5 protein-coding genes are annotated in these 18,414 nt (G+C 66.4%); 3 read left to right on the top strand and 2 right to left on the bottom strand.

What is annotated here, in order from left to right; all coding sequences use genetic code 11:
• Nucleotides 1-10,003, top strand: a 10,003-nt coding sequence (locus tag PTT45_RS09830; protein WP_273813009.1) for an autotransporter-associated beta strand repeat-containing protein, incomplete at its 5' end; no start/stop codon positions are given.
• A gap of 27 nt (nucleotides 10,004-10,030) precedes the next feature.
• Here the strand turns inward: PTT45_RS09830 and PTT45_RS09825 are convergent.
• Both PTT45_RS09825 and PTT45_RS09820 read right to left on the bottom strand, forming a co-directional pair.
• Nucleotides 10,031-11,914: a sensor histidine kinase gene (locus tag PTT45_RS09825; protein ID WP_273813008.1), complete on the bottom strand. Its 1,884-nt coding sequence runs from the start codon at nucleotides 11,912-11,914 to the stop codon at nucleotides 10,031-10,033.
• Complete coding sequence (locus PTT45_RS09820) at nucleotides 11,911-12,564, bottom strand: LuxR C-terminal-related transcriptional regulator (protein WP_273813007.1); 654 nt, start codon at nucleotides 12,562-12,564, stop codon at nucleotides 11,911-11,913. The genes PTT45_RS09825 and PTT45_RS09820 overlap by 4 nt, the downstream gene beginning before the upstream one ends.
• Nucleotides 12,565-12,819: 255 nt before the next feature.
• Here PTT45_RS09820 and PTT45_RS09815 point away from each other — a divergent pair, with 255 nt between their 5' ends.
• Both PTT45_RS09815 and PTT45_RS09810 read left to right on the top strand, forming a co-directional pair.
• Nucleotides 12,820-16,680, top strand: a complete 3,861-nt coding sequence (locus PTT45_RS09815) for an autotransporter domain-containing protein (protein ID WP_273813006.1) — start codon at nucleotides 12,820-12,822, stop codon at nucleotides 16,678-16,680.
• A 142-nt stretch (nucleotides 16,681-16,822) separates the two neighbouring features.
• Complete coding sequence (locus PTT45_RS09810) at nucleotides 16,823-18,406, top strand: peptide chain release factor 3 (protein WP_273813005.1); 1,584 nt, start codon at nucleotides 16,823-16,825, stop codon at nucleotides 18,404-18,406.
• Nucleotides 18,407-18,414: the final 8 nt, after the last annotated feature.

Raw genomic sequence — 18,414 nt, 5'->3', positions numbered from 1 at the left:
CTTCACCCTCGGCCAGAGCCTCGGCGGCAGCGGCGGGCTGAGCAAGGACGGCGCCGGCACCCTGCAACTCAATGGCGCCAGCAGCTACAGCGGCGGCACCAGCCTGAATGCTGGCAGCCTGATCCTCGGCAACGATAGCGCCATCGGCAGCGGCGCCCTGAACGTAACTGCCAATAGCAACCTCGGCGCCGCCGGTGACCGCACCTTGGCCAACGCCCTGGTACTGAACACCGGCACCAGCCTCAACCTGACCGGTGACGATTTCACCCTCAATGGACTGATCAGCGGTGCCGGTGCCCTGAACCGCAGCGGCAGTGGCGACCTCACCCTCAACCACGCCAACACCTACGCAGGGGGCACCACCATCGGTGGCGGCACCCTGACCCTCGGCAGCAACACCGCACTCGGCACCGGCGGCCTGACCATCGCCGGCGCCAGCAACCTGGACAGCGCCAGCGCACGCACCCTGGCCAACGCCATCACCCTCGGCGATGACCTGACCCTGCCCGGCAGCGCCAACTTCACCCTCAACGGCATCATCACTGGCGGCACGGGCAACAGCCTGATCAAGCAGGGTACCAATACCCTGACCCTCAACGGCGTGAACACCTACGCCGGCGGCACCAGCCTCGATGCCGGCACCCTGCTGCTCGGCAACGACAGCGCGCTTGGCACTGGCGCGCTCGACGTCACCGGCGCCGCCAACCTGGGCAGCAGCAACGGCGCGCGCAGCCTGAACAACGCCATCGACTTGGCCGACGACCTGAGCCTGATCGGCGCCGCCGACTTCACCCTCAACGGAATCGTCAGTGGCGCCGGTGCGCTGATCCGCGCCGGCAGCGGCAATCTGACCCTCAACGCCGCCAACACCTACCAGGGCGGCACCGTACTGGCCGGCGGCAGCCTGACCCTAGGCAACAACGGCACCCTGGGTAGCGGCGGCCTGACGGTGAACGGCGCCAGCAGCCTGGACAGCAGCACCGGCAAAACCCTGAACAACGCCATCACCCTCAACGCCGACCTGACCCTGCCCGGCAGCGCCGACCTGGTTCTCGACGGCGTGATCAGCGGCGCTGCCGGCAACAGCCTGATCAAGCGCGGCGCCAGCACGCTGACCCTGAACGGTGCCAACACCCACAGCGGCGGCGTCGAGCTGCACGCCGGCAGCCTGCTGCTGGGCAACGATGGCGCACTCGGCAGCGGCAACCTGCAGGTCAGCGGCAACGCCAGCCTGCGCAGCACCGCGCCGATTCGCACCCTGCAGAACGCCATCGACCTGGACACCGGCACCACCCTGGCGCTGCTCAACGGCAGCGGCAACAGCCTGACTCTCGACGGGGTGATCGATGGCGCCGGCGGCCTGAGCAAGAGCGGCACCGGCACCCTGATCCTGAATGGCGCCAACGGCTTCGACGGCGGCCTGCGGGTGGTCGACGGCGGCACGCTGCAACTGGGTCATGACAATGCGCTGGGCGACGGCATCCTGACTATCGGCGGCGCCACCGTGCTGCAAAGCGACGCCGCGCGCACCCTGGCCAACCTGATGCAGCTGAACAGCGCTCTGACCCTGCCGGGTGCCTTCGACCTGACCCTCAACGGCAACCTCGGCGGCAGCGGCAGCCTGATCAAGAACGGCAGCGCCGACCTCACCCTCAACGGCAACAATGGCTACAGCGGCGGCACCAGCCTGGCCGGCGGCAACCTGATCCTCGGCAGCAACAGCGCCCTGGGCAGCGGCGCGCTGAGCGTGACCGGCAACGCCATCCTGCGCGACGGCGGGCTGTCCAGCCTGGGCAATGCCATCGGCCTGGGCAACGGCGTGGTACTCGGCGTCGACACCGCCGACACGCTGGTTCTGAACGGCGTGATCGGCGGTAGCGGTAGCCTGGACAAGAGTGGCGCCGGCGTCCTCGCCCTCAACGGCGCCAACACCTATGGCAACGGCACCCGCCTGCAAGCCGGCGGACTGTTGCTGGGCCACGACACGGCACTGGGCAGCGGCGCCCTCACCGTCGATGGCGCGGCGACCCTGGACAGCCTCACCGCACGCAATCTGGGCAATGCCATCGTGCTCAACGATGACCTCACTCTGCCCAGCTCCGCCGACCTGAGCCTCGCTGGCACCATCAGCGGCGGCGCGGGCAACGGCCTGATCAAGCAGGGCAATGGCAGCCTGACCCTGACCGGCACCAACACCTATGCCGGCGGCACCACACTGGGTGGCGGCAGCCTGCTGCTCGGCAACGACGCGGCGCTGGGCAGCGGCGCCCTGAGCGTGACCGCGGCCTCGCGCCTGGATGGCACTGGCAGCAGCCTGCAACTGGGCAACGCGATCAACCTGGGCAGCGACCTGACCCTACCGGGCAGCGTGGCCCTGACCCTCGACGGACTGGTCGACGGCAGCGGCCGGCTGATCAAACAGGGCGCCAGCAGCCTGACCCTGAACAGCGCCAACACCTACCAGGGCGGCACCGTGCTCGCCGGTGGCAGCGTGCTGCTCGGGGATGACCAGGCGCTGGGCGACGGCAGCATCAGCGTCACTGGCAACACCAGCCTCGGCAGCACCACGCCCGGCACCCGCAGCCTGGACAACGTCATCGACCTGGCCGCCAGCCAGACCCTCAACCTGCTCACCGCCAGCGGTGACGACATCGCCCTCAGCGGAGTGATCGGCGGCGCCGGCAACCTGAGCAAGAGCGGCGCCGGTACCCTGCAGCTGACCGGCAACAACAGCTACAGCGGCGATACCCGCATCACCGGCGGCACCCTGCAACTGGGCCACGATCATGCGCTGGGCAGCAGCAGCCTGCTGATCCTCGGGGCCTCCAGCCTGACCGGCAGCAGCCCGCTGACCCTTGCCAACAACATCTACCTGGGCGACGACCTGACCCTGGCCAGCGCCCAGAACCTGACCCTCGACGGCACCATCGGCGGCAGCGGCGTGCTGATCAAGGACGGCGCCGGCACCCTGACCCTCAATGGCGACAACAACAACTTCAACGGCCTGCAGATCAATGCCGGCAACCTGGCGATCAGCACCAACACCGCGCTGGGCACCGGCACCCTCGACGTGAATGCCAACGCCACGCTGACCAGCAACGGCGACCTCAGCCTGAACAACGCCATGGACCTCGCCGGCGGCAGCCAGCTGACCCTGACCAGCGCCGACGACCTGACCCTCAACGGTGTCATCGGCGGCCTCGGTGGCCTGCGCAAGAGCGGTGCTGGCAGCCTGACCCTGAACAGCGCCAATACTTACAGCGGCGGCACCTCGCTGAGCAGCGGCCTGCTCGTGCTGGGTGACGACCTGGCCCTCGGCAGCGGCGCCCTCACCGTGTCCGGCAACGGCAGCATCGATGCCAGCGCGGTGCGCAACCTGGCCAACGACATCCACTTCACCAATGCCCTCAGCCTGACCGTGGAAGGCAGCAACAACCTGACCCTCAGCGGCGACCTGGATGGCTCCGGGCGGCTGATCAAGAACGGCAGCGGTGACCTGACCCTGAGCGGCGTCAACGACTACGACGCCGGCACCCAGGTCAACGCCGGCACCCTGTACGGCAATTACCTGAGCCTGAATGGCGACATTAACGTCGCCGGCGGCGCCCGCGTCGAGTTCAGCCAGAACAATGACGGCAGCTACACCGACGTGCTCAGCGGCGCGGGCACAGTGGCCAAGTCCGGCAGCGGCGCGCTGACCCTGGTCGATGCCAACAGTTTCACCGGCCTGCTCGACGTGATGGCCGGCACCCTGCTGACCAGCGGCGACGGCGTGATCAGCAGCGCCAGTCAGGTCGATGTCGACGGTGGCGCCACCCTGGGCATCGGCGGCAGCGAAACCCTGCGCAACCTGAGTGGCAGCGGCACCATCGACCTGCTCACTGCCGGCACCTCGGTGCTCAACCTCGGCGCCCTGAACGGCACCAGCACCTTCGCCGGCAGCATCAATGGCCTGGGCGAGCTGAACAAGGTCAACGCCAGCACCCTGATCCTCAGCGGCAGCAGCAATCTCAGCGGGCCGACCGACATCCAGGCCGGCACCCTGCAGGTCGACGGCACCCTGCACAGCGCCAGCGTCGCGGTACGCAACGGCGCCACCCTCGCCGGCCTGGGCCACCTCAGCGGCAGCGTGACCGTGGACGATGGCGGTACCCTCGCTGCCGACCAGACCCGCGGTACGCTGTCGCTGGGCAACCTGGTACTGAACAACGCCTCGCAACTCGACTTCACCTTGGGCGCGCCCAACGGCGCCGCACTGGTCGACGTCGCCGACGACCTGACCCTCGACGGCGTGCTCGACATCACCGATGCCGGCAACATGGGCCTGGGCGTGTACAACCTGTTCACCTACGGCGGCCAGCTGACCAACAACGGGCTGACCTTCGGCGCGCTGCCGCCCATCCTGCAGAACAATTCCTATGCCCTGCAGACCGGCTTCGCCAACCAGGTCAACCTGCTGGTGGAGAACAGCACGGGGCAGGTGCAGTTCTGGAATGGCTCGGTGCTCAGCCCGGTGCCGGGCCAGGGCATCGTTGGGGGCAACGGTACCTGGGACAGCAGCGCGACCAACTGGACCAACCTCAATGGCGATCTCTCCACAGACTGGACGCCAGGCGCCTTCGCCGTGTTCGGCGGCGCGGCCGGCACCGTCACCGTGGAGGGGCCGCAGCAGATCATCGGCCTGCAGTTCCTCAACGACTATGTGCTGGAGTCCGGCACGCAGCCAGGCAGCGGCCTGGTTGCCAACAATGGCGCCGGCGGCACGACCGACATCCGCGTCAACAGCGGCGTGACCGCCACCATCGACGCCGACATCAGCGGCGCTGGGCGCCTGAACAAGATGGACGGCGGCACGCTGATCCTCAGCGGTGACAACAGCTATACCGGCGGCACCCGCTTCGCCGGCGGCGTGGTGGTGATCGACTCGGACGCACGCCTCGGCGAGGCCAGCGGTGCCCTGGCCTTCGACGGCGGCACCCTGCGCGTCACCGGTGTCGGCGGCACCGCCACCAGCAACCGGGCGATCACCCTGGAGAGCGCCGGCGGCAGCCTGGATATCCAGGACGCCGGACGCAACATCGTGCTCAGCCAGAGCGTGTCCGGCAGTGGCGACTTCACCAAGCTGGGCAACGGCACGCTGACCCTCAACGGCAACAACAGCTACGCCGGCAGCACGCACCTTAATGCCGGCGCCCTGGTGCTCGGCCACGCCGAAGGCATCAGCAGCGGCACGCTGTACGTGCTCGGCGGCACCCTGGACAACAGCATCGACCTCGGCCTGGCCGCCACGGCGGGCACCGGCCTGGACAACGCCATCGTGCTCAACGGCGGGTTGATCATCGGCGGCAGCAACGACCTGGCCCTGACCGGCGTGATCAGCGGCAGCGGGCGACTGATCAAGAACGGCAGCGAGGTGCTGGAGATCACCAACACCAACAGCTACAGCGGCGGTACCGACCTCAATGCCGGTACCCTGGTGGTCAACAGCAACACCGCCCTGGGCAGCGGCACCTTGCGTACCGCCACCGGCACCCACCTCGACAGCAGCCATGACGTTGCCCTGGGCAACGCCGTGGTGGTCAGCGGCAACCTGACCGTGGATGGCAGCAACAACCTGACCCTGAACGGCACGCTGACCGGCAACGGCAGCCTGACCAAGGATGGCGCCGCCAGCCTGACGCTGAACCGCGGCAATGCCTACAACGGCGGCACCGTACTCGAAGATGGCAACGTGATAGTCGGTGCCAACGGCGCACTGGGCAGCGGCCCGCTGACGGTCAACGGCGGTGCGCTAGACAGCAGCACCGGAGTCACTCTCGGCAACGCCGTGGGCCTGAATAGCGACCTGCAGGTGCTCGGCAGCCACGACCTGACCCTTGCGGGCGTGATCAGCGGCAACGCTGGCGTGATCAAGGACGGAGCAGCAACCCTGACCCTCAGAGGCAACAACAGCTACAACGGCGATACGGAACTCAACGCCGGCACCCTGGTGGTCGGCAGCAACACGGCGCTCGGCCAGGGCGAGCTGAACGCTGCAGGCGGCACCAGGCTCGACAGCAGCACGGCGGTGAGCCTGGGCAACGCCGTCAATCTCGGCGGACCGCTGACGGTGATCGGCAGCCATGCCCTGGTCCTCAACGGCGTGGTCGACGGCAGTGGTGGCCTGATCAAGCACGGCGATGCCAACCTCAGCCTGAACAACGCCAACACCTATGCGGGCGGCACCACCCTTGCCGACGGCACACTCACCGTCGGCAACGCCGGAGCCCTCGGCAGCGGCGACCTCAGCGTCACCGGTGAGTCTACCCTGAGCAGCAACACCCCCGGCCTGGTGCTGAACAACGACACACACCTGCTGGCCGAACTGACCGTCAATGCGGGCGCCAACAATCTCGGCCTGGCCGGTGATATCGACGGCGCCGGCAGCCTGGTCAAGAGTGGCAGCGGCACCCTGACGCTCAGTGGGACGAACAGCTATAGCGGCGGCACCACCGTCAACGGAGGCACCCTGGCCGGCGACAGCGACAGCCTGCAGGGCGACATCAGCACTGCCATCGGCACCCTGATCGATTTCATCCAGAACCAGGCTGGCACCTACAGCGGCGACCTGAGCGGCGCCGGCAGCCTGATCAAGCATGGCAGCGGCAACCTGACCCTCACCGGCGTCAACAGCTACACCGGCGGCACCACGGTGAGTGGCGGCACGCTGACCGGCAACACCGGCAGCCTGCAGGGCAACATCCAGCTCAACAATGGCAGCAACCTGGTGTTCGATCAGCTCATCGACGGCACCTACGGCGGCTCCCTTTCGGGCACCGGCAACCTGATCAAGGATGGCCTCGGCAGCCTCAACCTGACCGGCACCAGCAACATCGCCGGCAATACCGTGATCAACAATGGCGCGCTGGTGGTAGATGGCAGCCTGAGCAGCACCGACATCCTCATCGGTGCCGGCGGCTCGCTCGGTGGCGGAGGCAACATCTCCGGCGACGTCACCGTCGACAACGGCGCCCATCTGGTCGCCGGCACCTACCTGACGCCGCTGAGCTTCGCCGACGACCTGCAGCTTTCCTCCGGCAGCGAACTCGACTTCCAGCTGGGCATCCCCAACAGCCCGATCACCCTGATCAGCGTCGGCGGCAACCTGACCCTCGACGGCACCCTCAACATCGCCAATGCCGGCGGCCTGGGCGTGGGTATCTACCGGCTGTTCAGCTACGGCGGCCAACTGACCAACCATGGCCTGGTCTATGGCGACCTGCCCCCAGGCTACGATGCCAGCGACTTCACCTTGCAGACCGCCATCGGCGGCCAGGTCAACCTGCTGCTCGAGGGAACCCCGGGAGAAATCCAGTTCTGGGACGGCAACGGCACCGCCGACGACAACGTCATCAGCGGCGGCAACGGCACCTGGGATGCAGTAGCGACCAACTGGACCAACGCCAACGGCAGCAGCAACCTGGCCTGGAACAACCGCTTCGCCGCGTTTGCCGGCAGCGCCGGGAACGTGACCGTGAACGGCGCGCAGAACTTCACCGGCATGCAGTTCCTGACTGACGGATACCACCTGCAGAGTGGCTCGGCAGCCGCTCTCACCGCCATGGCCGACAATAATGGCAATGCCCCACGCATCATCGTCGACAGCGGCAGCAAAGCCACTGTCGATGTCGCCATCGGCGGCAGCCACGGCCTGATCAAGACCGGAGCAGGCACCCTGGTCCTCGGCGGTAGCAACACCTACAGCGGCGGCACCACCGTCAGCGGCGGCACCCTCCAGATTGCCGCCGACAGCGCCCTGGGCGCCAATGGCCAGGGGCTGACCCTCGACGGCGGCGTGCTCGGTATCAGCGGTACGACCTTCGCCAGCACCAATCGCGCAATCACCTTGGGCAGCCAAGGTGGCGGCTTCGATATCCAGGCCGCCGGCCATACCTTCAACGTCAACCAGGCCCTGTCCGGCAATGCCAGCCTGACCAAGCGCGGCGCGGGCACGCTAGCCCTGAACGGCAACAACAGCTATGGCGGCGGCACTCTGCTGCAGGGCGGCACCCTGCTCGGCGATGCCAGCAGCCTGCAAGGCAACGTACTGAGTAGCAGCGGCACCACCCTGCAGTTCGAGCAGGCCGGCGCAGGCACCTATGCCGGCAGTTACAGCGGCGCGGGACAACTGGTGAAAAGCGGCAGCGGCAACCTGACCCTCTCGGGCAACAACAGCTACACCGGCGGTACGCTCGTCAGCGCAGGCACCCTCACGGGGGACACCGACAGCCTGCGGGGCGACATCCTGAACAATGCGACCCTGGCCTTCGAGCAGGACACCAACGGGGTATTCGGCGGCATACTCTGGGGTAATGGCACCGTGCTGAAATCCGGTAGCGGCACGCTGCTGCTCATTGACGATCAGCACTTCACCGGCAATGTACAGATCGATGCAGGCGGCCTGCAGATCGGCGATGCCAGCGGCTCCGATAACCGCCTGGCTGCCAATATCAGCGTCGGCGCAAACGGCGCCCTCAGCGGCACGGGCTCGATCAACAACCTCGACAATCGCGGCACCGTGGCCCCCGGATACGAAGGCGTGGGTACGCTCAACGTGAATGGCGCCTATGTTGGCCGCCCGACCTCGCGGCTCCTGGTCAACCTGCATACATCCAGCATCAGCAACCTGTCTGTCGAAGAGACAGCGCAACTGGACGGAGCGCTTGAAGTACGCAACATCAGCTATGCCGGTGGCGTGAACCGCCTCACCCTGCTCTCGGCAGACGAAGGTATCAGCGGTCGGTTCTCACAGACGCTGCTGCCGGAATTTGCCTTCCTCGACACGGCTATCCGCTATGACAGCAACGACGTCATCCTGGATATCACCCGCAACGAACAGGGCCTGAGCTCCGTCGCGTTCACCCCCAACCAGGCGGCCGTCGCCAACGCTATCGAGCAGGCCAATGGTGGCGCGCTGCAGAATGCCATCCTCAGCCTCGACGCCAACGAGGCTCGCCATGCCTACGATCAGTTGTCGGGCGAGATCTATGCCAGCAACCTGGCTGCGATGAAAACCGAGAGCCTGATGATTCGCCAGGCCGTAGAGGCCCGTATGCGCCAGACCTGCCAGCAGTGTGCGGTCACCAACCCCATGCCGCTGATGCCGCTGGCCCTGACCCTCGATGACACCCCAACCGCCCAGAGCTCGGCCTGGGCCTACGCCATCGGCGGCTGGGGCACGCAGGACGGCGACGACAACGCCGCCGAGCTGGAGCGCTCGACCAAGGGCATGATGTTCGGCTATGACCGCGCCTTCGGCCAGAACTGGCGTGCCGGGGTCACCGGCGGCTACAGCAACAGCTCCACCAGCGTCGACTCGCGCGACAGCGACCTGAGCATCGATGCCTACCACCTCGGCGTCTACGGTAGCTATAGAGAAGGCCCGCTCAGCCTGCGCACAGGCGCGCTGTACAGCTGGCAGGATATCGACAGCAAGCGCAACGTCACCTTCAGCGGATTCAATGAGCGCCTCAAGGCCAACTATGACGCGCAGACCTGGCAGACCTTCGGCGAAGTCGGCTACCTGCTCGACTACGAGGAGCTGAACGTCGAGCCCTACCTGAACCTGGCCTACACCCGCTACCAGACCGACACCATCAAGGAGAAAGGCGGCGTCGCGCGCCTCGACTCCAAGGTCGACCAGGACACCACCTCGAGCATCCTCGGCATACGCGTCGCCAAACACATCAATCTGCGCCGAGAAACCGATCTGGTCCTGCGTGGAGGCCTGGGTTGGCAACATGCGTTCGACGATGAAATCCCCGATGCCGACATGGCCTTCGCCGAAACCGGTGCCGGCTTCACCATCCAGGGCACACCGATCGCCCAGGACGCGGCCATCGTCGAGGCCGGCGTCGAGCTGAACATCGGTGAAAACAGCAAGGTCCAGATGAGCTACAACGGCCAGCTCGCCGACGAGGGCCGCAACCACGAGATGCGCATCGAGTTCAGCCATCGCTTCTGAGGAGCGACCACCGGCGACAGTGCGCGACTAGATCATCGCCTGAATACCGCCAGAGGCTACCCGGCTACGCGGTAACCACAGACTGAAACGACTGCCCTGATCCAGGCCTTCCACAGCCCACTGCACCGACCCGCCGAGAGCCTGGGCACGACTGCGGATGTTGCCGATCCCGCGACCGCGACCAGTACTCGTCTCGCCGGGTACGAAGCCACAGCCATCATCGACAATTTGGATCAGGACGCCCTCCGCCTCGACCCGTGTGCTGAGGGCAACCTCCCTGGCGTCCGCATGCTTGAGGATGTTGGTCACGACCTCCTGCAGGATGCGCAACACGTGCAGGACATTGCCCGGGGTCAGCCATGCCAGTTCAGGCAACTCGCCGACCTGCCAGCGCAAGCGGATCCCACCTGCATCGAGCCGTGCCTGCAGGCGGTAACGCAGGGTGGCCAGCAACAGCGTCAGATCGGCCTCCATGGGTTCCAGGGAGTCGATGGTCAGCTTCAACTCATCCATGCACTCGCGCAGCACATGCTCGAGATCAGCCGCCCCACTGGCTCCCTCGGCCAGGCGCAGGGCACCGGTCAGCGACGAGCCGAGACCATCGTGCATGTCCTGCATCAGCCGCTGTCGCTCACCGGCCAGCACCTCGCGACGCTCCACCTCACGCAACTGGCGATGGCTCTCCTGCAGCTCCGCCTCACGCTCGGCCAGGCGCCGGGCGAGTACCTCGTGGCTACGCTCCAGGCCGTGGATGCTGGCCAGGTAGCGCTGGCCCAACACCAGGCAGAACAGCAAGCAGAAGGTGATCTGCCAGTAAGGCACCAGATACAGGGCATCCAGGCTCATGTGGTAGTTCTGCAGCAACCAGTCGTGCGTACCCACGCCCAGCGCCAGCAGGTTGCCCCAGGCCAGCCAGCGGGCCAGACGCGAGGTGCTGCGATGGGCGGCAAGGATCACCAGCGGCACCGAGATCAGGAACATGATGCCGCCGCCCAGATAGCAGACTGCGGCCAGCGCGGCGAGGTGTTCAGCCGACTGCCAGAGCGGCAACGTCAGAAGGGTCGAGGCCCCCATGAAGCCCAGTAGGCCCCGCTCCAGCCAGCGCATGCGTTTCTCACACAGGCGCAGGGTAAACAGTTGGTTGATCGCCACCATCCAGCCAATCGAGTTGATGGTGATCCAGCCAAACCAGTCGGCGGCAATCAGGCGGGTATCCAGCGGCCCCAGGTAATGCAGGATGCGCAGGCAGTAGAGTACGGCCGCCGCGAAGAACAACCCATAGATAGGCTCGTGGCGGCGCTGGCTCCATACGCCGAGGGCGAACAACCCCAGCGCCAGCACCGCCATGCCGATGGCCGCCGGCAGCAGCACCTGAGCGAGCAGACGCACGCGGTAGTCCGCCAGCAACTCATCCTCGCTGCCCAGCCACAGGCTGGAGAGGCCGGCGCCCAGGCCGGCCGCGCTGTCCATGCGCAGCAGCAGCTGCTGTGGTCGCGGCTGGCCATCCAGACCATCGAGCGCCAGCCACAGCGGCACATTGAAACCGTTCCACACCTTGTCACCAGCGGAGCGCCAGAGCAGTCGGCCATCGCCGTAGATGGCCAGTTGGCCGACGGTCTGCCAGCGCGGCAGATAGAGGAACAATGGCTGCGCGGAGGCCGGCACCGGCAGACGGTAGAAGCGGGTGCTCACCTGCTCGGCACCAAAGCCCAGCTCACGGAGGGAGGCGACATGCGGCAGGTTCACCGACTGCCAGGTACCCGGCGGCATGCCCTGCCGGGCCGGTGGTTCGTTGAAGCCACCGGCGACGGGCGCCAAGGCGAGGAACTCCACCTGGGTGCGGTGCTCGGCCTCGGCCACTGCCGTGGAGGCGCAGGCCAGCAACCACAGACCGAGCAGCCAGGGCCTCATGCAGAATCGCCCGCGTCCAACAGGCCCAAACGGTGGGCCGCACTCACCGCCGCCGCCTTGGAGCGCACGCCGAGTTTCTCGTACACCCGCCGCACATAGGTCTGCACCGTCCAGGGCGACACCTGCAGGTGTTCGGCGATCTCGGCCACCGAGTAGCCGCGGGTAATCAATTCCAGCACCTGCCGTTCCCGTACCGACAGCTCGATATCCGGCACGGACCGGAGTGTCGCGGGGGGCTGAAAATGGCGCAGTAGGCGCCGCGCGATCAATGGGCTGATCGGGCTGCCACCGGCATGCAGATTGCGAATATCGTCGACGATGCCACTGGCCAGCGCGTCCTTGAGCAGATAGCCGCTGGCACCGGCCTCCAGCGAGGCGAACACCCGCTCCTCGTCGCCGAAAAGCGTAGCGACCATGATCGCGCAATCCGGCCAGGCCTGGCGGGCGGCGCGGATCATGTTGATGCCGGAACCATCCGGCAGCCCCAGGTCCACCAACAGCACCTGCGCTGCAGGTCCCGAGAGCAACTCCAGCCCCGCAGACAGGGTCACGGCTTCGGCGGTCAGAGCGATGTCACTGACCTGCGCCAGCGCATCGCGCACCGTCTCACGGAACAGCGGATCGTCCTCCACCAGCACCACACCGATCATTGCGCGCCCTCCTTGTGCGGCAGCACACAGTGCGCCCCGGTGTGGACTAGCTTGTCGCTAATTCTGGAGGCAGACAAGTCGCCAGATGCTTAACCCAGGCGAAGATTGGGCCTTTACGTACCGCCATTCCACAATGTTTCCCACCCTCAGCTTGTCCCTCGATTGAGGGACAGACAGCCTACCCTCCCCACCGCACACTGCTCCATTTGCCAATCTAGGGAAAAGAGCGCCGCAGAGCGCCTGGGGAGCAATCGCATGAACCGCATCTATCGCACCGTATTCAACCGCAGCCTGGGTCAGCTCCAGGTAGTTGGCGAAACCACAAAGACATCGCGGGGCGGCGCCTCAAGCTCTGCGTCGCCAACAAAACGACTGTTGTGCGGCACGCTGCTGTCCCTCTGCCTTAGCACGCCAGCAGTCGCAGCAATCACCCACACCAACAACGCCACCATCGCCGGTGGCAACGGCGCCGATGGCAGCAACGACATTGGCGGAGCCGGCGGCAGTGCTGGCATGGGCTCCGGCAACGGGGGCACCGGGGGTAACGGTGGCGTCGGCAGCGCCTTCGCCGATGGCACCAACGGCAGCGACGGCGCAGGCGGCGGCCAGGGCGGCCGACTGGGTAGCACCAGCGGTGGAGCCACCGGCGGTGGCGGCGCAGGTGGCTTCGCCAATATCACCGGGCAAGCCGGTGGCGGCGGTGGTGGCGGCGGCGCCAGCGGCATCATCGACAGCGGGGCCTCGACCATCACCAACAACGGCACCATCAGCGGTGGCAATGGCGGCAATGGCGCCGTCCCCAACGGCGTCTACGGCAGTGGTGGCGGTGGCGGTAACGGCATTACCCTGACGGGCAGCAACGGTTCGCAGATAACCAACAACGCTAGCGCCACCATCAGCGGCGGCAATGGTGGGGGCGGCAGCGCCAGCACGGGTGCAGGCGGTAGTGGCGGCCACGGCATCTTCCTGCAGGGCGATGGCAACACCATCAGCAATGCCGGCGCCATCAGCGGTGGATCGGGTGGTTACATGAGCCTGGCTGGCGGCGATGCCATCCAGCTGATCGGCAACAACAATCGCCTGGAACTGCTCGCTGGCAGCATCATCAGCGGCAATGTGGTCGCTACCGGCACAGACAACGTGCTTAACCTGGGCGGCAACACCAACGCCAGCTTCGACGCCGCAGACCTGGGTAGCCAGTACCAGGGTTTCAGCGCGCTGGAGAAGACCGGCAGCGGCACCTGGAGCCTGACTGCCGGTGCCAGCAGCTTCAGCGGTACCACGCTGGTCAGCGCCGGCACCTTGCAAGCCGCCGGGGCGGGGGCCTTCTTTTCCGCCAGCGCCTTCACCGTCAGCAGCGGCGCCACCCTCGACCTGAATGACTCCAACCAAACGATTGGCTCTCTGGCCGGTGCCGGCACGGTGACTCTGGGCAGCGGCACGCTCAGTGCTGGCGGCGACAACAGCAGCACCACCTTCAGCGGTGGCATCACCGGCACGGGCGGGCTGACCAAGAATGGCAGCGGCACCCTGACGCTCAGCGGGAGCAGCAACTACAGCGGCGCTACTACGATCAGTGCCGGCACGCTGAGAGCCGGCAGCGCGGGAGCCCTGGCTTCGGCCAGCGACTTCACCCTGGCCAGCACCACCACCCTTGACCTGAACAGTTTCAACCAGAGCATCGGCTCGCTGGCCGGCAGCGGTACGGTGCAACTCGGCAGCGCCACACTAAGTGCTGGAGGCAGCAATGCCAGCACCACCTTCTCCGGCACGCTCACTGGCACAGGCGGGCTGACCAAGAACGGCACTGGCACCCTGACACTGAGCGGCAGCAGCAACTACGGGGGAGCCACCGCAATCAACGCTGGCACACTGAAGGCAGGCAGCACAGGGGCCCTTGCCTCGACCAGTACCTTCACCCTCGGCAGCGGTACCACGCTAGACTTGGGCAACTTTAACCAGAACATCGGCTCGCTAGCCGGCAGCGGCACTGTGGCGCTGGGCAGCGCCAACCTAGGCGTCGGTGCCGATAACAGCAGCACCACCTTCAGTGGCGCTATCAATGGCACCGGTGGCCTGACCAAGAACGGCACTGGCGCCCTGACGCTGATTGGCCTGAACGGCTATACCGGCCTGACCACCATCAATGCCGGCACCCTGCAGATCGGCAACGGCAGCCTCTCCGGCAGCATTGCCGGCAACATCCTCAACAACGGCGCCCTGAGCTTCAACCACGACAGCAGCACCGACTACACCTACGCCTTCGATATCTCCGGCAGTGGGGTGCTGAACAAGGTCGACAACAACCTCCTGACCTTCACCGGCAGCAATACCTACACCGGCCTGACCACGCTCAGCGCCGGCACCTTGCAGATAGGCAATGGCGGCACCAGCGGCAGCCTGACCGGGGATGTGCTGAACAACGCCGCAATGGTGTTCAACCGTACTGACGATTCGGTATATGCCGGCGATATCAGCGGCAGCGGCAGCCTGACCAAGCTCGGCGCGGGCAAGCTGGTGCTCGGAGGTATATCCAGCATCGGTGGCGATACCCGTGTCGACGGCGGCAGCCTGGTCGTCGGCGGTAACGCCGGCTCCAGCGCCAGCCTGACCAGTGATGTAGACGTAGCCAGCGGCGCCCTGCTCGGCGGTCACGGCCGCATCATCGGCAATGTCGACTTGGCCAGCGGTGCCAGCCTGGCACCTGGCAACTCCATCGGCACCCTGACGGTGGACGGCGACGTCACCTTCACCTCCGGCTCGACCCTGGAGATCGAGGCTAATCCCGACGGCACCTCCGACCGCCTGATCTCCACCGGCAACGTCAGCCTTGGCGGATCGTCCCTGAACATCCTTGCCGGTGCCGGCAGCTGGTCACCCAGCACCAGCTACAGCATCGTCCAGGCCGCCAGCCTCAACGGCACCTTCGGCAGTGTCAGCAGCAACCTGGCGTTCCTCACGCCAGAGCTGAGCTACTCGGCTACCGGCGTCGACCTGACCATGGCGCGTAACGACATCAGCTACGTCTCGGTGGCCGAGACCTATAACCAGCGCGCGGTGGCCGATGCCCTGGAATCCGCCGGTGGTGGCAGCCTGTATGACTCCGTCGAGGTGCTGAGCGCCGAACAGGCCCGTGCCGCCTATGACAGCCTCTCCGGCGAGATCCACGCCAGCACCCGTGGCGCGCTGTTCGACGACAGTCGCCATGTCCGCGAAGCGGTCACCGAGCGCCTGCGTGGCGGCCAGTCCGGCCTTGCTTCCGGCGATGTGCTGCACGGCGATGCCGACAGCGGCCTGACCTTCTGGCTCAGCAGCTATGGCAACTGGAGCGACAAGGACGGCGACAGCAACGTTGCCGGCCTGGACCGCGACAGCCGCGGCACGCTGATCGGCCTCGACCTGCCACTGAACCAGACCTGGCGCCTGGGCGTGGCCGCCGGGTACGGCACCAGCGACCTCGACGTGAGCCGCCGCGAGTCCTCGGCGGATATCGACAGCACCACCCTGACCACCTACCTCGGCGGCCAGTGGGATGCCCTGAGCCTGCGCCTGGGCGTGGCCCGTACCTGGAACGAGGTGGACAGCAAGCGCGACGTCCAGGTCGGCACCCTGCGTGAAACCGTGAAGGCCGGCTACGACGCCGACACCACCCAGGTCTTCGGCGAGCTGGGCTATGCCCTGCAGCTCGGCGAGCTGACCCTGGAGCCCTTCGCCGGACTGGCCCATGTCGAGGTCGACAGCGACGGCTTCGCCGAACACGGTGGAGACACCGCGCTGAGCGGCGAGAGCGAGGACGACAGCATCGATTACGCCAGCCTCGGCCTGCGCGCGGCAACGCCGTTGGGGGATATCGCCGGCCTGCCGCTCAACTTGCACGCCAGCCTGGCCTGGCAGCATGCCTTCGACGAACCGAGCGAAGACAGCCGCCTGAGCCTGGCCGGTTACGACAGCTTCACCGTCAAGGGCGTGCCGGTGGCCGAAGACGGCGCTCTGGCCCAGCTCGGCCTCGGCCTGCAGCTGGCACCGCAGGCCAACCTGCAGCTGGGTTACTCCGGCCAGTTCGGCGATGGCAACAATGAACACGGCGTACGCCTGGGCCTGAACGTCGCCTTCTAACCCTGGCCCGAACGGCGCCGCCGGTGCAATACCGTGCGGCGCCTTGTCGGCCAAGCGTCGCGATTCCCGTTATAATCCCGCGCTTTTCGGGGCGCCCGGCCATGCTCGGTGCCCGCCAACGATTCCAGTCAGGCACCCATACATGACCATCCAGGCCGCCGAAGTCGCCAAACGCCGTACGTTTGCGATCATCTCCCACCCCGACGCCGGTAAGACCACCATCACCGAGAAGCTGCTGCTGATGGGCAAGGCGATCGAGGTCGCCGGTACGGTGAAGTCGCGTAAATCCGACCGCCACGCCACTTCCGACTGGATGGAGATGGAGAAGCAGCGCGGTATCTCCATCACCACCTCGGTGATGCAGTTCCCCTACCGGGCGCACATGGTCAACTTGCTGGACACCCCCGGCCACGAAGACTTCTCGGAAGACACCTACCGCACCCTGACCGCGGTGGACAGCGCCCTGATGGTGCTCGACGGCGGCAAGGGCGTTGAGCCACGCACCATCGCCCTGATGGAAGTCTGCCGCCTGCGCGACACGCCCATCGTCAGCTTCATCAACAAGCTGGACCGCGATATCCGCGACCCCATCGAGCTGCTCGACGAGATCGAGGCGGTACTGAAGATCAAGGCCGCGCCCATCACCTGGCCGATCGGCTGCTACAAGGACTTCAAGGGCGTCTACCACCTGGCCCAGGACAAGATCATCGTCTACACGCCGGGCCACGGCCATGAGCGCACCGAGCAGAAGGTGATCGACAAGCTGGACTCCGATGAAGCCCGCGCCCACCTAGGTGACCTCTACGAGCGCTTCATCGACGAGCTGGAGCTGGTCCAGGGTGCCTGCCACGAGTTCGACCAGGCCGCCTTCCTCAAGGGCGAGATGACCCCGGTGTTCTTCGGCACCGCGCTGGGCAACTTCGGCGTCGACCAGGTACTCGACTGCATCGTCGACTGGGCGCCCAAGCCGCTGTCGCGTGCCGCCCACGAGCGCGTAGTCGAGCCCGTGGAAGAGAAGTTCAGCGGCTTCGTGTTCAAGATCCAGGCAAATATGGACCCGAAACACCGCGACCGCATCGCCTTCATGCGCATCTGCTCCGGCAAGTACGAGAAGGGCATGAAGATGCGCCACGTGCGCATCAAGAAGGACCTGAAGATCGCCGATGCCCTGACCTTCTTCTCCAGCGAGCGCGAGCAGCTGGAAGAGGCCTACGCCGGCGACATCATCGGCCTGCACAACCACGGCACCATCCAGATCGGCGATACCTTCACCGAAGGCGAAGTGCTGGGCTTCACCGGTATCCCGCACTTCGCCCCGGAACTGTTCCGCCGCGTACGCCTGAAGGACCCGCTGAAGTCCAAGCAGCTGCGCCAGGGCCTGCAGGAACTGGCCGAGGAAGGCGCCACCCAGGTGTTCTTCCCCGAGCGCAACAACGACATCATCCTCGGCGCCGTCGGTGTGCTGCAGTTCGATGTGGTCGCCAGCCGCCTGAAGGAGGAATACAAGGTCGAGTGCGCCTACGAGGCGATCACCGTCTGGTCGGCCCGCTGGATCGAGTGCAGCGACGAGAAGAAGCTCAAGGAGTTCAAGGACAAGGCCTTCGAGAACCTTGCAGTGGATGGCGGCGGCCACCTGACCTACCTGGCGCCGACCCGGGTCAACCTGAGCCTGATGGAAGAGCGCTGGCCGGACATCAAATTCCGCGCTACTCGCGAGCACCACTGATCCGCAGC

Origin of the sequence: Pseudomonas sp. Gutcm_11s, assembly GCF_028649395.1 — a bacterium.
In the GTDB taxonomy this organism is placed as follows: domain Bacteria; phylum Pseudomonadota; class Gammaproteobacteria; order Pseudomonadales; family Pseudomonadaceae; genus Aquipseudomonas.
The sequence above is the reverse complement of the archived record's forward strand: the minus strand, read 5'-3'. Positions and strand labels throughout refer to the sequence as shown.

Coding starts and splice junctions, on each gene's coding strand:
- PTT45_RS09820 (WP_273813007.1), bottom strand. CDS start 12,564: ATGATCGGTGTGGTGCTGGTGGAGGACGATCCGCTGTTCCGTGAGACG.
- PTT45_RS09815 (WP_273813006.1), top strand. CDS start 12,820: ATGAACCGCATCTATCGCACCGTATTCAACCGCAGCCTGGGTCAGCTC.
- PTT45_RS09810 (WP_273813005.1), top strand. CDS start 16,823: ATGACCATCCAGGCCGCCGAAGTCGCCAAACGCCGTACGTTTGCGATC.
- PTT45_RS09825 (WP_273813008.1), bottom strand. CDS start 11,914: ATGAGGCCCTGGCTGCTCGGTCTGTGGTTGCTGGCCTGCGCCTCCACG.